15 protein-coding genes are annotated in these 17,415 nt (G+C 66.1%); 11 read left to right on the forward strand and 4 right to left on the reverse strand.

Going from position 1 to position 17,415, the window contains the following annotated elements; genetic code table 11:
- Positions 1-7: 7 nt before the first annotated feature.
- The gene (fadE16, locus tag ACQCS0_RS08120; RefSeq protein ID WP_354224808.1) at positions 8-1,129 is read right to left on the reverse strand and encodes an Rv1679 family acyl-CoA dehydrogenase; all 1,122 of its coding nucleotides are present in this window, start codon (positions 1,127-1,129) and stop codon (positions 8-10) included.
- Between the two features lie 572 nt (positions 1,130-1,701).
- On the opposite strand from fadE16, the gene ACQCS0_RS08125 reads away from it, so the two are divergent.
- The gene (locus tag ACQCS0_RS08125) at positions 1,702-3,168 is read left to right on the forward strand and encodes a glycosyltransferase 87 family protein (RefSeq protein ID WP_354156038.1); all 1,467 of its coding nucleotides are present in this window, start codon (positions 1,702-1,704) and stop codon (positions 3,166-3,168) included.
- Positions 3,169-3,311: 143 nt separating this feature from the next.
- On the opposite strand, the gene ACQCS0_RS08130 is transcribed toward ACQCS0_RS08125, so the two are convergent.
- The gene (locus ACQCS0_RS08130; RefSeq protein WP_354156039.1) at positions 3,312-4,001 is read right to left on the reverse strand and encodes a collagen-like protein; all 690 of its coding nucleotides are present in this window, start codon (positions 3,999-4,001) and stop codon (positions 3,312-3,314) included.
- A gap of 139 nt (positions 4,002-4,140) precedes the next feature.
- Positions 4,141-4,614, reverse strand: coding sequence for an Lrp/AsnC family transcriptional regulator (locus ACQCS0_RS08135; RefSeq protein WP_354156040.1), 474 nt, complete (start codon positions 4,612-4,614; stop codon positions 4,141-4,143).
- 195 nt (positions 4,615-4,809) lie between these two features.
- On the opposite strand from ACQCS0_RS08135, the gene pdhA reads away from it, so the two are divergent.
- From pdhA to ACQCS0_RS08150, 3 genes are read left to right on the forward strand one after another with little or no spacing between them, the layout of a single operon-like run.
- On the forward strand, positions 4,810-5,922 hold the full coding sequence (gene pdhA, locus ACQCS0_RS08140; protein ID WP_354156041.1) for a pyruvate dehydrogenase (acetyl-transferring) E1 component subunit alpha: 1,113 nt from the start codon (positions 4,810-4,812) through the stop codon (positions 5,920-5,922).
- Positions 5,919-6,929, forward strand: coding sequence for an alpha-ketoacid dehydrogenase subunit beta (locus tag ACQCS0_RS08145; protein WP_354156042.1), 1,011 nt, complete (start codon positions 5,919-5,921; stop codon positions 6,927-6,929). The genes pdhA and ACQCS0_RS08145 overlap by 4 nt, the downstream gene beginning before the upstream one ends.
- 8 nt (positions 6,930-6,937) lie before the next feature.
- Positions 6,938-8,320: a dihydrolipoamide acetyltransferase family protein gene (locus ACQCS0_RS08150; protein ID WP_354156043.1), complete on the forward strand. Its 1,383-nt coding sequence runs from the start codon at positions 6,938-6,940 to the stop codon at positions 8,318-8,320.
- A gap of 155 nt (positions 8,321-8,475) precedes the next feature.
- On the opposite strand, the gene ACQCS0_RS08155 is transcribed toward ACQCS0_RS08150, so the two are convergent.
- Positions 8,476-9,138 (reverse strand): SACE_7040 family transcriptional regulator, encoded by a 663-nt coding sequence (locus tag ACQCS0_RS08155; protein ID WP_354156044.1) that lies wholly within the window; start codon positions 9,136-9,138, stop codon positions 8,476-8,478.
- Between the two features lie 167 nt (positions 9,139-9,305).
- On the opposite strand from ACQCS0_RS08155, the gene ACQCS0_RS08160 reads away from it, so the two are divergent.
- The 7 genes from ACQCS0_RS08160 (at position 9,306) to ACQCS0_RS08190 (ending at position 17,385) form a co-directional block, all read left to right on the forward strand.
- Positions 9,306-10,913, forward strand: a complete 1,608-nt coding sequence (locus ACQCS0_RS08160; RefSeq protein WP_354156045.1) for a carboxyl transferase domain-containing protein — start codon at positions 9,306-9,308, stop codon at positions 10,911-10,913.
- Between the two features lie 7 nt (positions 10,914-10,920).
- Positions 10,921-13,131: a biotin carboxylase N-terminal domain-containing protein gene (locus tag ACQCS0_RS08165; RefSeq protein WP_354156046.1), complete on the forward strand. Its 2,211-nt coding sequence runs from the start codon at positions 10,921-10,923 to the stop codon at positions 13,129-13,131.
- Between the two features lie 2 nt (positions 13,132-13,133).
- The gene (locus ACQCS0_RS08170; RefSeq protein WP_354156047.1) at positions 13,134-14,297 is read left to right on the forward strand and encodes an acyl-CoA dehydrogenase family protein; all 1,164 of its coding nucleotides are present in this window, start codon (positions 13,134-13,136) and stop codon (positions 14,295-14,297) included.
- A gap of 85 nt (positions 14,298-14,382) precedes the next feature.
- The gene (locus ACQCS0_RS08175) at positions 14,383-15,177 is read left to right on the forward strand and encodes a CoA transferase subunit A (RefSeq protein WP_354156048.1); all 795 of its coding nucleotides are present in this window, start codon (positions 14,383-14,385) and stop codon (positions 15,175-15,177) included.
- Between the two features lie 2 nt (positions 15,178-15,179).
- Entirely contained in the window at positions 15,180-15,947 is a 768-nt protein-coding gene (locus ACQCS0_RS08180; protein WP_354156049.1) for a CoA transferase subunit B, read from the forward strand.
- Positions 15,944-16,549 (forward strand): MaoC family dehydratase, encoded by a 606-nt coding sequence (locus ACQCS0_RS08185; RefSeq protein ID WP_354156050.1) that lies wholly within the window; start codon positions 15,944-15,946, stop codon positions 16,547-16,549. Before ACQCS0_RS08180 ends, ACQCS0_RS08185 begins: the two co-directional genes overlap by 4 nt.
- Positions 16,546-17,385, forward strand: a complete 840-nt coding sequence (locus tag ACQCS0_RS08190; protein WP_354156051.1) for a CoA ester lyase — start codon at positions 16,546-16,548, stop codon at positions 17,383-17,385. Before ACQCS0_RS08185 ends, ACQCS0_RS08190 begins: the two co-directional genes overlap by 4 nt.
- The last annotated feature ends 30 nt before the right edge of the window (positions 17,386-17,415 follow it).

Consider the following 17,415-nt stretch of genomic DNA (forward strand, 5'->3'; position numbering starts at 1 on the left):
GGCCTCCTCAGAACAGAGGCAGGCCGGTGACGGCCCTGCCATAGAAGTCGTATAGCGCATCCGCTGTCGGCGCCATGACCGATCCCGCCCGCGCATCACGGAAGGCCCGCTCGATGGGCAGGTGCTTGGAGAACGCCGCACCCCCGCAGACCCGCATGGCCGCATCGGTGATCTCAAGTGCCGCATCATTGGCCGAGGCCTTCACCCCGAGCACATGCAGCATCGTGTCCTCTCCGGGAGCCGCGACGCTGCCCGCGGCATGGGCCAGATAAGCACGCTGCGCCGCCAGGCTGATGCCCATCCGGGCGATCTGGGCCCGGATCGTAGGTAACCCGGCCAAGGACTGGCCCAAGTGTTCGAGCCGGGCTGCTCCCACGTGTTCGACAGCGGCCCGGGTAGCGGCAGAAGCCAGACCCAGCGAGACCGCCGCGTTGCCGAGGTTGAACCACGGCAACACCGTCTCCATCATCAGCGCGAAGCCCGCCGACGGCCCACCCAGCCGGTACCCGACCGGAAGGTCAGCATCGACGGTCATCGGTGCGGAGTCGTTGCCGCGCAGCCCGAGCCCCCGCCAGGGACCGGCCACGTTCAAACCCGGCGTACCGGCGGGAACGGCATACAGGTCCACCTCACCGGGCACGCCCGAGGGTGTGCCGGTCGAGACCACATAGACGTCGGCGTGCGCGGCCGACGTCACCCAACTCTTATCCGCGCGCAACCGGACAGTAGTCCCGCTGGCGGTCGCGATTGAGACGGGCGCCCAGAAATGCGACCGGGATCCCCGCTCACTGAAGGCCAGCGTGCCCAGCGTAGTCCCGCGCGCCATCCCGGCAAGCAGCTCCGGCAGATCCGGGGGCGGCGCGGCCGCAATCGTGACTGCGGCGGCGGCATGCATCAGATAGATCATCGCCGTTGAACCGCACGCCTCCGCCAGCGCACTGACCGTCTCGGTGAATACCTCCGGCCCGGCACCGGCACCGCCGGCCTCGACGGGCAGCACCAGCCCCAGGAGGCCGCCGGCCCGCAACTCCGCGACCGCCTCAACGGGGTACACCCCGTCGGTGTCCACCCTCTCGGCATGCTCCCGCGCGACCCTGACCACATCAGCCAATGCCTGGCTTGTTGACAATCCACTCACCCCATCCGCCCAAAAGCGCCCTCGCGTGCCCCCATCGCATGCTGACGAGGGTCACGGCCAGCACGTGACGATTATGCACTCCGCCCGGCCTCCACGCCAGAGACCAAACCTTACGGTCCAAAAACGTTCGGGCAGGCAACACCCTTGGACAGTCCGTAAACGGCTATTCGCGGTTCACCGACTTATGCGACTTGTGCCTCAAGCAACCTTGTGCAGGTCGAACCCAATACGAACCCGGCGTGGAGCTGCCGGCCTGTAGGATCCCGTGGCGGTGGTAGGCAGCGGCGCCCCGGTGGGACGGTAAGCCGAGAACCGCAGGCCTTGCCGGGCTCCGGGAGCCGGAGGCGCTGGTGATGATCCGTGGACGGGGGTTTCAGGGCATAGGTCGGTGCTCAGGCCCAAGAGGCATCTCGTAGGACGCGTTGGAAGGAAGGATCGGCGATGTTGTCGATGAAGTGATCTCGGGCGTGTGTTCGATGCCGGTCCCGGGCCAGACCTTACGAAACGCGAACGCTCCTGTGGTTCCATGGCCCACCGTCCTGCACGTGGTGCAGGATCAAGGGGTGAGCGAACGAACACGCCGCCGCGCGCGGGCCGGCCAGGCTCCCGGGCCAGCGGGGGACAGCCCGGCGGCACACGGGACGCCGCGCGCCGGCGCAACCATGGCGGCGCTGGCGCTGGTGGCATTGTTGGCCGGCTCCGTCTGGTGGACCGTCACCACCGATCCGTCAGCGGAGTGGGTGTCCCCCCTTGGCGCGCTGGCGGCATGGGTACTCTTTCTCTCGGCCGCCCTGATGGCGCGCCGGATGCCCGCCCGGCATGCGGCCGCCGTCGTGCTGCTGGGCTCGGTACTGCTGGGCACCGCGGCGATTTCGGCACCGCCAGCCACGAGCAATGACTCCGCCCGCTACGCCTGGGATGGCATCGTCCAGAAGGCGGGAATTAGCCCTTACCGATACGTGCCGGCCGATGAGGCTCTTCGGCAGCTGCGACCGGAATGGCTGTTCCAGGACGCCGGACCGGACGGAACCTGCCACACCAACCCCTTTTCGGCCGGCACGGAGACCACCACCAACATTCCCGGCGGCGGCACCCTGTGCACGGGAATCAACCGGCCCTCCGTGCCCACTGTCTATCCGGCCGTGGCGGAGCTGTATTTCCTCGCCGTCCGGCTCCTCCCCGGCGCAGAGGTTGGGTTCATTGCCTTCCAGCTGGTCGGGCTGCTGCTGAGCCTGGCCGTGACGGTGCTGTTGCTGACGTTCCTGCGCCGCACAGGCCGTCCGGCACACCAGGCAGTGTGGTGGGCCTGGTCCCCGCTGGTGGCCTTCGAAGCCATCAACGGCGCCCACGTGGACACCCTCGGCGCGGCGTTGGCGCTGGCCGCTGCGCTGCTGCTGGTGGGCCAGCGCACGCTGGGTTCCGGAATAGCCTTCGGCGCGGCGGTAGCCACCAAGCTTATTCCCGCCATCAGCGCCCCGGCATTGCTCTACCGCCAGCCGGTCCGCTTCGTCGCCGCGGCCGCGTCCACCTTCGCCCTGGCGTACGTGCCGTATGTTCTCGCCAGCGGCTGGACCGTGCTGGGCTATCTGCCCACTTACCTCAAATCGGAGGGGTACGACGGGCAGGACAGCCCGCGCTTCACACTGTTGAAGCTGTTGCTCCCGGCCAGCTGGGCGATGCCGGCGGCACTGGTGCTGCTGCTGGGCCTGGCGGTGTATGTCTGGCGGACCACCAACGCCGCCCGGCCATGGGACGGGCAGGTTTTCATGCTCGGCGGGACGCTGCTGCTCGTCTCGCCCAGCTACCCCTGGTACGCCTTGCTGCTCCTGCCGTTCGTGGTGCTCAGCCGGCGCTACGAGTTCACCGCCATCGCCCCCGTACTGGCAATGATGTATTTCACCGGCGCCGAACCATACGGCCAACTGGTGGCCCGGCTGGGACTGGGCGCCGCCGCCGCCCTTATCGTGGTTGCGACGGTGATGAGACGACGGCCTTCCCCGGGTTCAGGGAGGACCTCCGCGCCCGTGTGAAACGCGGCCACGGCTCTGCTGTAGATAGTTGAGGAGGCCGTAAGAGTCACGACGGCCGGAGGCATCCCGACAGGGGAACCTTTCCTCGGAACGCAAATGGATCAGTAGGCACAGAAGCATCTGACCGGGGCTGTTCCCCGCAGCTACGCCTGGGGCTTGAGCTTGATGTTGATCATTCTCAGCTCGTCGGTGCCTTCGAAGCGGTAAACGAGGTCGATCTTCTTGTCGCCGTCGCAGGTGATGAGGCCAGCCACGTCGGCCGCCTTGGTGCCGTTCTCCGTGCTCGCCTTCACCTCGTTGTAGGCCGGCTTGCAGGTGTTGTCCATCTTCAGCGTCTTGATGCCGGCGATGAAGTCTTCCTTGGTCAGCTGGTCATGGAGGGCGGGGTCAAGATAGTCGTCGTAGGCCTTGGAACTGTCGCCCGCAATCACCAGTTTCGTGAAGCCGTCAGCCAGGCCCCGGGCATGGTTGGTGGCTCCGTTGACAACGTTGACCAGGATGAGCACGCCGACGACCGCCAGCAGCAGGACGCCGCCCACAATCCCGAGGATGGTCCACAGCTTCCGGCGGTTTCGCGCCGGGGGTTCCTGTCCGGGCAGGCCGAACGGTCCATCTGACGAGTACTGGCCAGGTGCCCCGTACTGTGCGGTCAGGCCGAACTGCGACGGAGGACCGTATTGCCCCGGCGCGCCGTACTGTCCCGGCGCACCATGTGTCGGGTTGCCCGGCAGCGGTGGCGCGCCGTGCTGCCCGGGGTTGCCGGGCTGCCCGGCTGGTGGTGCGGGCCAGGCCGCCGGCTGGACCGGCTGGTACGGTTCCTGAGGATTGCTCACGATGGAGCCTTTCCGGCAACGCACTGGCACTGCCTTATTGTTGGGACCCGCTGAACGGCACCCATGGATTCACCTTGGAACAGCCTATAACCCACCCCGCCGGGGCTGGGTATCGGAGTAAAAATAAGGGCTGCCGGCCCTAAGCGTCTCCGGATCCCCGCTCAAGCAATGGCTGGATGCGGAAGGGGATGAGTTCGCCCATGGCCAGTGCGGTGTCCGTCCGGTCCACTCCATCGCACGCCAGGATTTTCCCGTTGATCCGGAAGAGGTCCTCGGCGTCCAGGGCCACCACGCGGAGCAGGAGGTCAGCGGAGCCGGTGAGGCCGTAGCCTTCCAGGATTTCCGGAATGCCGGCGAGGTCATGGGCCAGCTGCCCCAGTTTCTGCTGCTGGACATGGACGGAAATGAACGCCATCAGCGGATAGCCCAGTGACACCGGGTTGATCCGCCGTTCAAAGGACAGGAAGACGTGCTTCTTCTCCAGCTGGGCCATGCGCGCCTGCACGGTGTTCCGGGACAGCCCCAGCTTCTGGGCCAACGCCACCACCGTCCGCCGGGGGTCGCGGGCCAAGGCCGAGAGTAGCCGCGTGTCTGTGCCATCCAAAACGTGCATAATGCGCAACTTTAGCACGGTGACGTCTCTGCAAACAGGGCATTATGCGCAGTATCCGCCGCGGTGGTTGTACCCATTGAGCGTTGTGAGTAGGGTCACAAATATCCGGGGCAACGGCGCCCGGGCGGCCGACGGCGGGCGGGACCATAAGTCCCCAGGCTCCGGTCAAACGACGTGAGAAGGTTGCGTGCCATCGTGTCTACAGACAGGAACCTGATCCAGCTGATTACCCCGGCAGGGGAGCGGATCAGCCACCCGGAGTTTGATCCCTGGGTGAAGGACATCGGGGATGAGCAGTTATGTTCCCTTTACGAAGACCTCACGGTGATCCGGCGGATCGATGTTGAGGCCACCGCCCTCCAGCGTCAAGGCGAACTTGGTCTTTGGCCCCCGTTGCTGGGGCAAGAGGCGGCGCAGGTCGGTTCCGGCAGGGCCCTGCGCGAGGACGACTTTGTTTTCTCCAGCTACCGGGAAAACGGTGTGGCCTACTGCCGCGGCGTGGACCTGACGGACATCACCCGGGTTTGGCGTGGCACGGCCTCCTCCGGCTGGGATCCGTACACCGTGAATATGGCAACCCCACAGATCATTATCGGTGCGCAGACGCTGCATGCCACCGGTTACGCCATGGGCATCCAGAACGACGGCGCGGACTCGGTGGCGGTGACGTACTTCGGCGACGGTGCCACCAGCGAAGGCGACGTCAACGAGGCCATGGTCTTTGCCGCCAGCTTCCAGGCGCCCGTGGTCTTCTTCTGCTCCAACAACCATTGGGCCATTTCGGAGCCTGTGCGCTTGCAGTCCCACATCCAGATCGCGGACCGGGCTACCGGATTCGGCATTCCCAGCCTCCGGGTGGACGGCAATGATGTGCTGGCCGTTATGGCAGCCACGCGCGTGGCCTTGGACCGTGCCCGGCATGGCGGCGGACCCACGTTCATCGAAGCGGTCACCTACCGCATGGGCCCGCACACCACCGCTGACGATCCCACCCGCTACCGTGACGCCAACGAACTGGAGGACTGGGCCGCGAAGGACCCCATCCAGCGCGTCAAGGCCCTGCTGGAACGCAAGGGCCTCCTCACGGATCAGGTCAAGCAGCACGTTCACGACAAGGCAGAGGCGGTCGCCCGCGACGTCCGTTCGGGCTGCATCAACATGCCGGATCCGGAGCCGATGGACATCTTCAAGCATATCTACAGCGAGCCCAACTCGTGGCTGGACCGGCAGCAGGACCACTACGCCCGTTACCTGGCTTCCTTCGGCGATCCCGCGGGAGCCACCTCAGAAGAAGGTGCACGCCGATGACCCAGATGACCTTTGCCCGCGCCATCAATTCCGGCCTGCGCAAATCCCTCGAAAACGATCCAAAAGTCATCCTCATGGGCGAGGACATCGGCACCCTCGGCGGTGTTTTCCGGGTGACTGACGGCCTGCAGAAAGATTTCGGCACGCACCGTGTGGTGGACACCCCGCTGGCCGAATCGGCCATCATGGGCACCGCCGTCGGCCTCGCCTACCGCGGATACCGCCCGGTGGTGGAGATCCAATTCGACGGCTTCATCTACCCTGCATTCGACCAGATCGTGAGCCAGGTGGCGAAGCTGCACTACCGCACGCAGGGGGCCGTGAAGATGCCCATCACCATCCGTGTCCCGTTCGGGGGCGGCATCGGCTCGCCTGAGCACCACTCCGAGTCGCCCGAGGCGTACTTCACGCATACCTCGGGGCTTCGAGTGGTCAGCGTCTCCAACCCGCAGGACGCCCACACCGTGATCCAGCAGGCAATCATGTCCGATGATCCGGTACTGTACTTCGAACCCAAGCGCCGCTACCACGACAAGGGTGAAGTGGATGAGGGCATTGATCCGCGCACCGCGCTGCCCATGGACACCGCCCGCCTTGTCACCGAGGGCACGGACGTGACGCTCGTGGCCTACGGGCCGTTGGTGAAGACGGCCAAGGACGCAGCAGCCGCGGCCGCCGACGAAGGCATCTCCATCGAGGTCATCGACCTGCGCTCGCTGGCACCCGTGGACTACGCCACCGTTGAAGCATCCGTCCGGAAAACAGGCAGGCTCGTGGTCACCCACGAAGCCGGCCAGTCCGGTGGCCTGGGCGCCGAAGTGGCAGCCAGCATTACCGAGCGGTGCTTCTACCACCTCGAAACCGCCCCCGTCCGCATCACCGGATTCGATATTCCCTACCCGTACTCCAAGCTCGAAATGCACCATCTGCCCGGCCTGGACCGGATCCTCGACGGCGTGGACCGGGCCCTTGGACGCCCGAACTCCCTCAGCGGGCTGGAAGGATGAGGGCAACCATGATCAAGGAATTCAGGCTCCCGGACCTCGGCGAAGGCCTCACGGAATCAGAAATCCTCAGCTGGAAGGTGGCAGTGGGGGACACGGTGACGCTGAACCAGGTCATCGCCGAGGTGGAAACCGCAAAGGCCGTAGTGGAGCTGCCGTCACCGTTCGCGGGCGTGATCACTGCGCTCCATGAAGAGCCGGGAACAATCGTGGAGGTGGGCAAGCCGATCGTCTCCTTCGAAGTAGCGGACGACGGCGGCGCCTCACCTTCAGAGCTTGCGCCCGCCGGGGTTGCGCCCGCCGGGGCGGCCACTGCTGTGGCGGGGACCGCGAAACGCGAGCCGAACCTGGTGGGGTACGGCGCCGTCGTCGAAAGTTCGGGCCGTCCCGTCCGCCGGGCCCGCACCTTCACCACCCCGGTGGTTGAGCAGGTTAGGACCGAAACGCCGGTGGTTGAGCCTGTCGAAACCAGGTCCGCTGACACTGCGGAGCGCCCACGCTCCACGCCGCCGGTCCGGAAGCTGGCCAGAGACCTCGGTGTCGAGCTGGCCACGGTCGCGGGTACCGGTGCCGGCGGACTGATCACGCGGGAGGATGTCCGGAATTTTGTCGGCGGGGAACTGTCGGCGCCGGTGCGCCATCTTTCCGCCGTATCCGATTCGGTTTCCCACGCGGGACTGGCGGCACAGGGTGGGCGGGAAGTCCGGACTCCCATCAAGGGTGTACGCAAGTTCACGGCGGCCGCGATGGTGGCGAGTGCGTTCACGGCTCCACATGCGACGGAATTCCTCACGGTGGATGTGACGCCCGCCATGAACCTGTTGGCCAAGCTGAAGACGAGTAGGGCCTTTGCCGGCTACAAGCTCACGCCGCTGACGTTGGTGGCCAAGGCGGTGCTGATCGCGCTGCGGCGGAACCCGTCGCTGAACTCACGGTGGGAGGAGGCAAGCCAGGAGATTGTGCAATTCAACTACGTGAACTTGGGCATCGCCGCGGCGACTCCCCGCGGGCTCACCGTGCCGAACATCAAGGACGCGGATACCTTCTCGCTGCTGGAACTCTCCGAAGCCCTGACCGGGCTGACCGAGACGGCGCGGGCGGGCAAGACTGCCCCGGCCGACCTCTCCGGCGGCACCATCTCCATCACGAACATCGGCGTCTTCGGCATCGATGCGGGCACGCCCATCCTGAACCCTGGTGAGGCAGCCATTCTGGCCATGGGGGCCGTGCGGAGAATGCCGTGGGAATTCCAGGATGCAGTTGCCCTGCGACAGGTCATGACACTGAGCCTGTCCTTTGACCACCGCCTGGTGGACGGGGAGCAGGGCTCTCGGTTCCTTGCCGATGTTGGCGCCATCCTGGCCGAACCCGGCATGGTGCTCACTATGGTCTGACCCACGAGTTTTTGTCCAGATAATCCGGGTTTTGGGCGATCTAAACCGCTTTATCTGGACAAAAACTCTGGGGTCTGGGTCGCCCCGCCGCTCAGGCCCGCACCACCCGTAGGGCCCTTTTTGTCGCCCGGACCCCGGAGGCACCGAGCCTGTGGTCAGGGAGCTTCGGGAACCTCCACCGTGAGTGCCGCCATCGCCATGCTCTCCAGAAGCGGCCGGGCCGTTTTGTGCGCGATCTTGCGTCCGTGGTTCCGTATGGAGTGCGGCGTGGAGTTGATCAGGCCGAAGGCAGCGTGGGCCCGCATCCGTAGTTCGATGGCGTCGGTGCCCGGATGCAGCAGCGACAGGACCTCCACCCAAATCTCCACGTAGTTCCGCTGCAGCGTCCGTACCTCGGACTGGTCCTTCTGGCTGAGGTTGCTGAAATCCCGGTCCTGCACCCGGATCACGTCCGGCTTTCCCAGCGCGAACTCCACCTGGAAGCCCACTAGTCTGCGGAGAGCGGCGAGTGGGTCCGTGGTCTCGGCAATGACGCGCCGGCCACCGTCGAGCAGCTCGCGGCTGACGGTGAGCAGCAGGTCTCCCAACACCGCCTGCTTGCCCTGGAAGTGGCGATAAACGGCCGGGCCGCTGACACCAGCTGCGGCGCCCAGATCTTCCAACGACACCCGGTTGAACCCGTGCAGCGCAAAGAGCGCCGCGGCCGCGGTAAGTAGGGCCTGGCGGCGGTTCTCCTTCGCCTGGCTGCGGGGTGTTCCGGGAGTTACGTGGGCTGCCAGTGCCTGTGCGGACGGTTTGACCGGTGGGGTTGTGGGCATGCTTTTCCTCCTAGGAACAGCAGATTCTAACAATGTCCTGTTGTGTTGGACATCACAGTTAATAAAGACTAACCTGATTTCCAGTTATAAAGCATTAACCGAGCTGGCTTCTCCGGCTCTAGCCGGAGCCTTGGTGGCTTTCACAGGATGAGGAACGGACACCGTCGATGGAGACCCTTGCCAGCCGGCTTGATGCCGCAAGTGAAGTGTTTGCTGCAAACAACACTGCGCAGCTCGCGCTGGCCGCCGAGCTCCGTACCAAGCTGGCTGACGCCGCGTTGGGAGGGCCGGAGAAGTCGCGGGAGCGCCATGTGGGCCGCGGCAAGCTGCTGCCCCGGGAACGCATCGACCGGCTGCTGGATGACGGCAGCCCGTTCCTGGAGATTGCGCCGCTGGCAGCCAACGGCATGTACAACAACGAGTCGCCGGGTGCCGGGGTCATTGCCGGGATCGGGATGGTGCACGGCCGCCAGGTCCTGGTGATTTCCAATGACGCCACGGTCAAAGGCGGCACCTACTATCCGATGACGGTGAAGAAGCACCTCCGTGCCCAGGAGATTGCGCTGGAGAACCGGCTGCCGTGCATCTACCTGGTGGATTCGGGCGGGGCCTTCCTTCCGAAGCAGGACGAAGTCTTCCCGGACAAGGAGCACTTCGGCCGGATCTTCTTCAACCAGGCGAAAATGTCTGCCGCGAAGATCCCGCAGATCGCCTCGGTAATGGGTTCCTGCACGGCGGGCGGCGCTTACGTTCCGGCGATGAGCGATGAGACGGTGATCGTGCGGAACCAGGGCACCATCTTCCTGGGCGGTCCGCCGCTGGTAAAGGCCGCCATCGGCGAGATCGTCACCGCGGAGGAACTGGGCGGCGGTGACGTGCACTCGAGGATCTCGGGGGTCACGGACCATCTCGCCGAGAACGACGAACACGCACTGCAGATCGTCCGCGACATCGTGGCCACCCTGCCGAGGCCGGCGGCTCCCGCGTGGGATGTGGACACCGCCGTCGAGCCTCTGGCGGATCCGGAAGAGTTGTACGGCGCCGTCCCTACGGACGTCAACGCGCAGTACGACGTGCACGAGGTCGTTGCCCGGCTGGTGGACGGCAGCAGGTTCCACGAGTTCAAGAAGGAGTACGGCACCACGCTGGTCACGGGGTTCGCCAGGCTGCACGGGCACCCGGTGGGGATCGTGGCCAACAACGGCGTGCTCTTCAGCGAGTCCTCGCTCAAGGGCGCACACTTCATCGAGCTCTGCGATCAGCGCGGCATTCCGCTCATTTTCCTGCAGAATATTTCCGGGTTCATGGTGGGCAAGGACTCGGAACAGGGCGGCATCGCCAAGAACGGCGCCAAAATGGTTACCGCAGTGGCCACCGCCAGGGTTCCCAAACTGACCGTCGTCATCGGAGGGTCCTTCGGCGCGGGCAACTACTCCATGTGCGGGCGGGCCTACTCACCGCGCTTCCTGTGGATGTGGCCGGCGTCCCGCATCTCCGTCATGGGCGGCAACCAGGCCTCCGGCGTCCTGGCCACGGTCAAGCGCGACCAGTACGAAGCGGCGGGCCGGGAATGGTCCGCTGAGGACGAGGAAGCCTTTAAAGCCCCGATCAAACAGCAGTATGAAGATCAGGGCAGCCCTTACTATTCCACCGCCCGCCTTTGGGACGACGGCGTGATTGACCCCGCGGACACCCGCACCGTCCTGGGACTGGCGCTCGACGTCGTCTCCCGCGCCCCGCTGCCGGAGACCTCCTTCGGCCTTTTCCGGATGTGAGTCAGCCATGACCGTTTCCTCGCCCGACATTCGTTCCACCACTCCGCAGAAGCCGCTGTTCAACACCGTGCTGGTCGCCAACCGTGGGGAGATCGCCTGCCGCGTGATCCGCACCCTGCGAGCACTGGGCATCCGTTCCGTGGCCGTCTATAGCGACGCCGATGCCGGGGCCCGGCACGTGCACGAGGCTGACACTGCCGTGCGGATCGGCCCCGACGCCGCTGCAGAGAGCTACCTCAAGATTGCGGCGATCATCCAGGCCTGCCGCGACACCGGCGCCGAGGCTGTGCACCCCGGCTATGGCTTCCTCAGCGAGAACGTCGATTTTGCCCGCGCCCTTGAATCCGCCGGCCTCACTTTCATCGGCCCTGGCGTGGAATCCTTGAACGTCATGGGCGACAAGATCCGATCCAAGAACCACGTGGCCGGCTACGGTGTCCCGGTGGTGCCGGGCATCGCCGAACCGGGCATGACTGACGCGCAGCTGATCGAGTCCGCGGACGCCGTCGGATTCCCGTTGCTCATCAAACCGTCAGCGGGCGGCGGCGGCAAAGGCATGCACATCGTGGAACGGGCCGCGGACCTGCCCGCCACCTTGGAAACCGCCCGCCGCGTCGCCGCGAGCGCCTTCGGCGATGACACGCTGTTCCTGGAGCGGCTGGTCCGCATGCCCCGGCACATCGAGGTCCAGGTCCTGGCCGACAACCACGGCAACGTGATCCATCTGGGGGAGCGGGAGTGCTCGCTGCAGCGCCGCCACCAGAAAGTGATTGAGGAAGCGCCGTCGCCGCTGCTGGAGTCATTGCACGACGGCGGGGCCACCCGGGCTCGGATCGGCGAGGCCGCCTGCCAGGCGGCCCGCAGCGTCCACTACAGTGGCGCGGGAACTGTGGAGTTTCTGGTCTCCGACGAGGCCCCTGACGAGTTCTTCTTTATGGAGATGAATACCCGCCTCCAGGTGGAGCACCCGGTGACCGAAATGGTCACCGGCGTAGACCTGGTCGAATGGCAGGTCCGCATCGCCGCCGGTGAGGAACTGACCGTCCGCCAGGACGACGTCGAACTTAACGGGCACGCCGTCGAAGCCCGCGTCTACGCGGAAATCCCGGAGCGGAACTTCATGCCGTCCACCGGGACCGTGCTCCTGCTGGACGAAATGCCCGATCACGGAGCCGGCACGATCCGGGTGGATTCGGCCCTGCTCGAGGGGCTCGAGATCTCCTCCAGCTACGATCCGATGATCTCCAAAGTCATCGCGTGGGGCCCGGAGCGCACCGTTGCCCTGGACACACTGGACGCGGCACTCGCCGGCTACACAGCCCTTGGCATCGACACGAATGTTGAGTACCTGAGGCTGCTGATCAACGACGACGACGTCCGCGCCGGACATCTCGACACCGGCCTGATCGAGCGCAAGATGCCCGACTTCGCCTTCCGGCGGGTTGACGACGCCGAAAAGGTCGCGGCCGCCCTGTCCGCCGTCGTGAGCGGGGAACAGGACAGCACGGGGACGCCCCCCGGTCCCTGGCAGGCCAGCAACGGCTGGCGGATCGGCGCGCCGGCGCCCCGGCGGATCAGCCTGGGAACACCCGACGGCGGTATCGCAACAGTGAGTGTTATAGGCCGCGTGGCCGCCGGCCCGGTCCAGGTCTGTGTCGGTGACGGGCCCTGGCGGACAGCTTCGCTGCGACTGCCGGGCCGCGGGAGCCTGGTCCTTACCCTGGACGGCGAATCCACGGAGTATGCGCTGGCGCCGGCGGACGCGGGCCCGGTCAGCCTCACCCCGGATAACCGGGCCTCAGGCGGTCCCGCGGAACTGTTCCTCGGCAACGGAGGCTGGTCCTGCCGGCTGGAGGTGCTGACGCGGGAGTCACGGCTGGTCCGGGTGCTCGCCGCCGTCGAGCGCGAGGAAGGCACCGCGGACCCGGAGGTGCGCTCGCCGATGCCCGGCACCGTGGTGTCCGTTGCCGTCAACAACGGCGACTCCGTGGAAGCCGGCCAGGTTCTTCTCTCCGTCGAAGCGATGAAGATGGAACACCAGCTGGTGGCAGAGGTGGCCGGCACGGTCCACCTCAGCGTCAAGGCCGGTCAGCCGGTCAAAGCGGACCAGGTGCTGGCCACCATCCACCCGTCAACCACCGATCCAGACGCGGATTCACTTCAGGATTCCAACACGGAGTCGAACAAGGATTCCAACAACACAGGCAAGGGAGCCTAGCCATGGCAGATTTTGAGCTCAGCGAGGAATACCAGGACCTCAGCGACACCGTCCGGGATTTTGCGGACACCGTGGTGGCGCCGGTCTCGGCCAAGCATGACGAAGAGCACAGCTTCCCGTACGAGGTGGTGTCCCAGATGGCGGACATGGGCCTCTTCGGGCTGCCGTTCCCGGAAGAGCACGGCGGGATGGGCGGGGACTACTTCGCCCTGGCGCTCGCCCTCGAACAGCTGGGCCGGGTGGACCAGTCCGTGGCCATCACGCTGGAAGCAGGCGTCTGCCTCGGCGCAATGCCGGTGTACCGGTTCGGCACCGAGGCCCAGAAGGAGGAGTGGCTCCCGCTGCTGGCCTCCGGCAAGGCGCTCGCCGGGTTCGGACTCACGGAGCCGGAAGCAGGCTCAGACGCCGGTGGGACCAAAACCCACGCCCATCGTGAGAACGGTGACTGGGTGATCAACGGCAACAAGGAATTCATCACCAACTCCGGGACCGACATCACGCGCCTGGTCACGGTCACCGCGGTGACCGGCCAGAAGGAACGCAAGGATGGCAGCCTCAAGAAGCAGATTTCCACCATCCTGGTGCCCACCACGACTCCGGGTTTCAGGGCGGAGAAGGCCTACAACAAAGTGGGCTGGAACGCCTCGGACACGCACCCGCTGACGCTCAAGGACGTCCGGGTGCCGGAAGCGAACCTGCTCGGTGCGGAGGGGCGGGGTTACGCGAACTTCCTTTCCATCCTGGACGAGGGCCGGATCGCCATCGCGGCTTTGGCGACGGGGGCTGCGCAGGGCTGTGTTGACCTGTCGGTGAAGTACGCCAAGGAACGCAGCGCGTTTGGCCATCACATCGGCAAATACCAGGCCATCTCGTTCAAGATCGCCCGCATGCAGGCCCGGGCCCATACAGCCCGCCTGGCGTACTACGACGCCGCGTCGAGGATGCTGGCGGGGAAGCCGTTCAAGACGCAGGCGGCCATCGCTAAGATGGTCGCAGGCGAGGCGGCCATGGACAATGCGCGGGATGCCACCCAGGTATTCGGCGGCTATGGCTTCATCAACGAATTCACCGTGGCACGCCACTACCGCGACTCCAAGATCCTTGAAGTGGGGGAGGGCACCACGGAGGTCCAGCTGATGCTGATCGCCCGCGAACTCGGACTGTAACAAGCCCGCTGGTCGGGAATGCCACGCGGTGGTCGAGCCTGCTACGCGGTGGTCGAGCCTGTCGAGACCCTTGAAAGGACCAACGATGATCAACAAGGTTGTTGCCAGCGCCGAGGAAGCCATTGCGGACATTCCCGACGGCGCGTCGCTCGCGGTGGGAGGGTTCGGCCTCTGCGGAATCCCGGTGGCACTGATCGATGCCCTGCACCGGCACGGCACCAAGGACCTCGAAACCGTCAGCAACAACTGCGGCGTGGACGGCTGGGGGCTGGGCGTACTGCTCCGTGACGGCAGGATCCGGCGGACCGTCAGTTCCTACGTCGGCGAGAACAAGGAGTTCGCGCGCCAGTACCTCTCCGGCGAGCTTGAGGTGGTCCTCACCCCGCAGGGAACGCTGGCGGAAAAGCTCCGGGCCGGCGGCGCCGGGATCCCCGCCTTCTACACCAAGGCCGGGGTCGGCACGCAGGTTTCCGACGGCGGCCTGCCGCAGAAGTACGATGCCGACGGCGGCATCGCCATCGCCTCTTCCCCCAAGGAAGTGCGGACTTTCAACGATGTGGACTACGTCCTGGAGGAATCCCTGACACCCGACTTCGGACTGGTCCACGCGTGGAAAGGTGACCGCCACGGCAACCTGGTTTTCCACGCCACCGCCATGAACTTCAACCCGCTCTGCGCCATGGCGGGAAAAATCACCATCGCCGAGGTGGAGGAGCTGGTGGAACCGGGCGATCTGGACCCGGAGCACGTCCACACGCCAGGCATCTTCGTCCAGCGGGTGGTGGTGGTGCCCGCCGGTGAGAAGCGGATCGAAAAGCGGACCGTCGCCCTTGCCCAGGCTGCCGGAACCGAGAGCACCACCGAACAGGCAGGAGCGTAGCCATGGAGTCCAGCAGTACGCAGGGAGCGCCTCCCCGCCCCGAAGCCGTCCGGCCCGAATACCGGCGTGCCGCAGTCGACCATCCCGAAGGCACCAATCCGGAGGCCAAAGGGTGGACGCGCAACGAACTGGCCGCCCGGGTGGCCCGGGAACTCAGTAACGGGCAGTACGTCAACCTGGGCATCGGCATGCCCACGCTCATTCCCAACTACATCCCGGCAGGCGTCGAGGTGGTGCTGCACTCGGAGAACGGGATCCTGGGCGTGGGACCGTACCCCAGCGAGGACGCGGTGGATCCGGACCTTATCAACGCCGGCAAGGAAACCGTCACGGTCAACAAGGGAGCCGCGTTCTTCGATTCCGCCTCCTCGTTCGGCATGATCCGCGGCGGGCATGTGGACGTCGCCGTGCTCGGTGCCATGGAAGTGGCCCAGAACGGGGACCTGGCCAACTGGATGATCCCGGGCAAGATGGTCAAAGGCATGGGCGGGGCCATGGACCTGGTGTTCGGTGCCAAGAAGGTGATCGTGATGATGGAACACGTGGACCGCAACGGCTACCCCAAAATCGTGGAGAACTGCTCGCTGCCGCTGACCGGCAAGGCCTGCGTGGACCGGATCATCACCGACCTCGCCGTGATAGACGTGGTCACCGAAGGCGGGCGGTCCCGGCTGGTGCTCCGCGAACTGGCCCCCAACGTCTCCGTGGAGGATGTGGCGGCGGCAACCGGCGCCGAACTGTTCGAAGAAGACCAGGAGCTCACCGTATGAACGGGGTTCCGCGCCCCGATGCCCCGGGCCCGACAACCGATGCCCCCCGGGTCATCGAACAACGCGGCCTGTACTTTGACGAGCTCGAAGAAGGTGTTGTCTACGCGCACCGGCCCGGCCGCACCGTGACCGAGGCGGACAACGTCCTGTTCACCACGCTCACCATGAACACCCAGGCCCTGCACTTGGACGCCGCGTGGAGCGCCGGCCAGCCGTTCGGCCAGCGGCTGGTCAACTCGATGTTCACGCTGTCCACCCTGGTGGGACAGTCCGTCTCGCAGCTCACCCAGGGCACCATCATCGCGCAGCTGGGCCTGACGGACGTCTCCTTCGCGCACCCGCTCTATCACGGGGACACGCTCTACACCGAGACGGTGATCACCGGGAAGCGCCTCTCGGGATCGCGTCCCGGGCAGGGGATCGTAAGCATGCAGCACACCGGCAGGAACCAGGACGGCACCGTGGTGGCCCAGGCCACGCGGAGCTGCCTCATGTGGACCCGGGACGCCCATACGGCGCAGTCCTCCGGGCAACAGGTGCAGCCTGCGGGAACTGAAAAGGGGAGCGTGCCGGGCCCCGAAAAGAGGACAATGTCCGTATGACATTCGTGATGGGTCCCGCCCTGCTCTTCTGCCCTGCCGACCGTCCCGAGCGTTTCCCCAAGGCCGCCCAACGAGCGGACGCTGTCATCGTGGACCTCGAGGACGCCGTGGCACCCGCGGACAAGCAGCGGGCGCGCGGCGCCATCCTGGCCCAGTTGGGCGCTTCCGGGGAGGGACCGGAGCTCGATCCCAGCCGCACCATCGTCAGGATCAACCCGGCTGGCACCGACGAGTTCGAGAAAGACCTGCATTGCCTTGCCCACACGCCGTACCGCACGGTGATGCTGGCCAAGGCCGAGAACGCGGCCCAGCTCGAAGCCCTGGCGGACTACCACGTCATCGCCCTGTGTGAGACCGCCGTCGGGGTCCTCAACGCGCCCGCCATCGCGGCGGCCCCCAACGTGGTGGCACTGATGTGGGGCGCCGAGGACCTCCTGGCTTCCCTCAGCGGCACGTCCAGCAGAACGGACGACGGCGGCTACCGCGCCGTGGCCCTGCACGCCCGGTCCGCGGTGCTGCTCGCCGCACGGGCCTGCGGGAAAGAAGCCGTGGACGCCGTGTACGTCAACATCCCGGACCTTGACGGGCTGGCTCTGGAGGCAGCCGATGCCGCAGCGTCAGGATTCGGCTCCAAGGCCTGCATCCATCCCACGCAGGCGGCCGTTGTCCGGGGCGCCTACGCCCCGTCCGAGGCCGACGTCGCCGAGGCCACAGAACTGCTGCGGGTCGCCGCTGCCGCTGGATCCGGCGTGTTCCAGCACGGCGGCAAAATGATCGATGGCCCCATCCTCAAGCACGCGGAAGCCACCATCCGCCGGGCAGGCATCCGCTCGTAGGGCCGCCGGGCAGGAACCGCGAGGGCCGGA

It is taken from the genome of Pseudarthrobacter sp. S6 (assembly GCF_050156575.1).
Taxonomy (GTDB): Bacteria; Actinomycetota; Actinomycetes; order Actinomycetales; family Micrococcaceae; genus Arthrobacter.

What these genes read in the sequence shown, in the direction of transcription:
- ACQCS0_RS08135 (WP_354156040.1), bottom strand. Translation starts at nt 4,614, where the DNA reads ATGCACGTTTTGGATGGCACAGACACGCGGCTACTCTCGGCCTTGGCC.
- ACQCS0_RS08145 (WP_354156042.1), top strand. Translation starts at nt 5,919, where the DNA reads ATGACCCAGATGACCTTTGCCCGCGCCATCAATTCCGGCCTGCGCAAA.
- ACQCS0_RS08150 (WP_354156043.1), top strand. Translation starts at nt 6,938, where the DNA reads ATGATCAAGGAATTCAGGCTCCCGGACCTCGGCGAAGGCCTCACGGAA.
- ACQCS0_RS08155 (WP_354156044.1), bottom strand. Translation starts at nt 9,138, where the DNA reads ATGCCCACAACCCCACCGGTCAAACCGTCCGCACAGGCACTGGCAGCC.
- ACQCS0_RS08160 (WP_354156045.1), top strand. Translation starts at nt 9,306, where the DNA reads ATGGAGACCCTTGCCAGCCGGCTTGATGCCGCAAGTGAAGTGTTTGCT.
- ACQCS0_RS08165 (WP_354156046.1), top strand. Translation starts at nt 10,921, where the DNA reads ATGACCGTTTCCTCGCCCGACATTCGTTCCACCACTCCGCAGAAGCCG.
- ACQCS0_RS08170 (WP_354156047.1), top strand. Translation starts at nt 13,134, where the DNA reads ATGGCAGATTTTGAGCTCAGCGAGGAATACCAGGACCTCAGCGACACC.
- ACQCS0_RS08175 (WP_354156048.1), top strand. Translation starts at nt 14,383, where the DNA reads ATGATCAACAAGGTTGTTGCCAGCGCCGAGGAAGCCATTGCGGACATT.
- ACQCS0_RS08180 (WP_354156049.1), top strand. Translation starts at nt 15,180, where the DNA reads ATGGAGTCCAGCAGTACGCAGGGAGCGCCTCCCCGCCCCGAAGCCGTC.
- ACQCS0_RS08185 (WP_354156050.1), top strand. Translation starts at nt 15,944, where the DNA reads ATGAACGGGGTTCCGCGCCCCGATGCCCCGGGCCCGACAACCGATGCC.
- ACQCS0_RS08190 (WP_354156051.1), top strand. Translation starts at nt 16,546, where the DNA reads ATGACATTCGTGATGGGTCCCGCCCTGCTCTTCTGCCCTGCCGACCGT.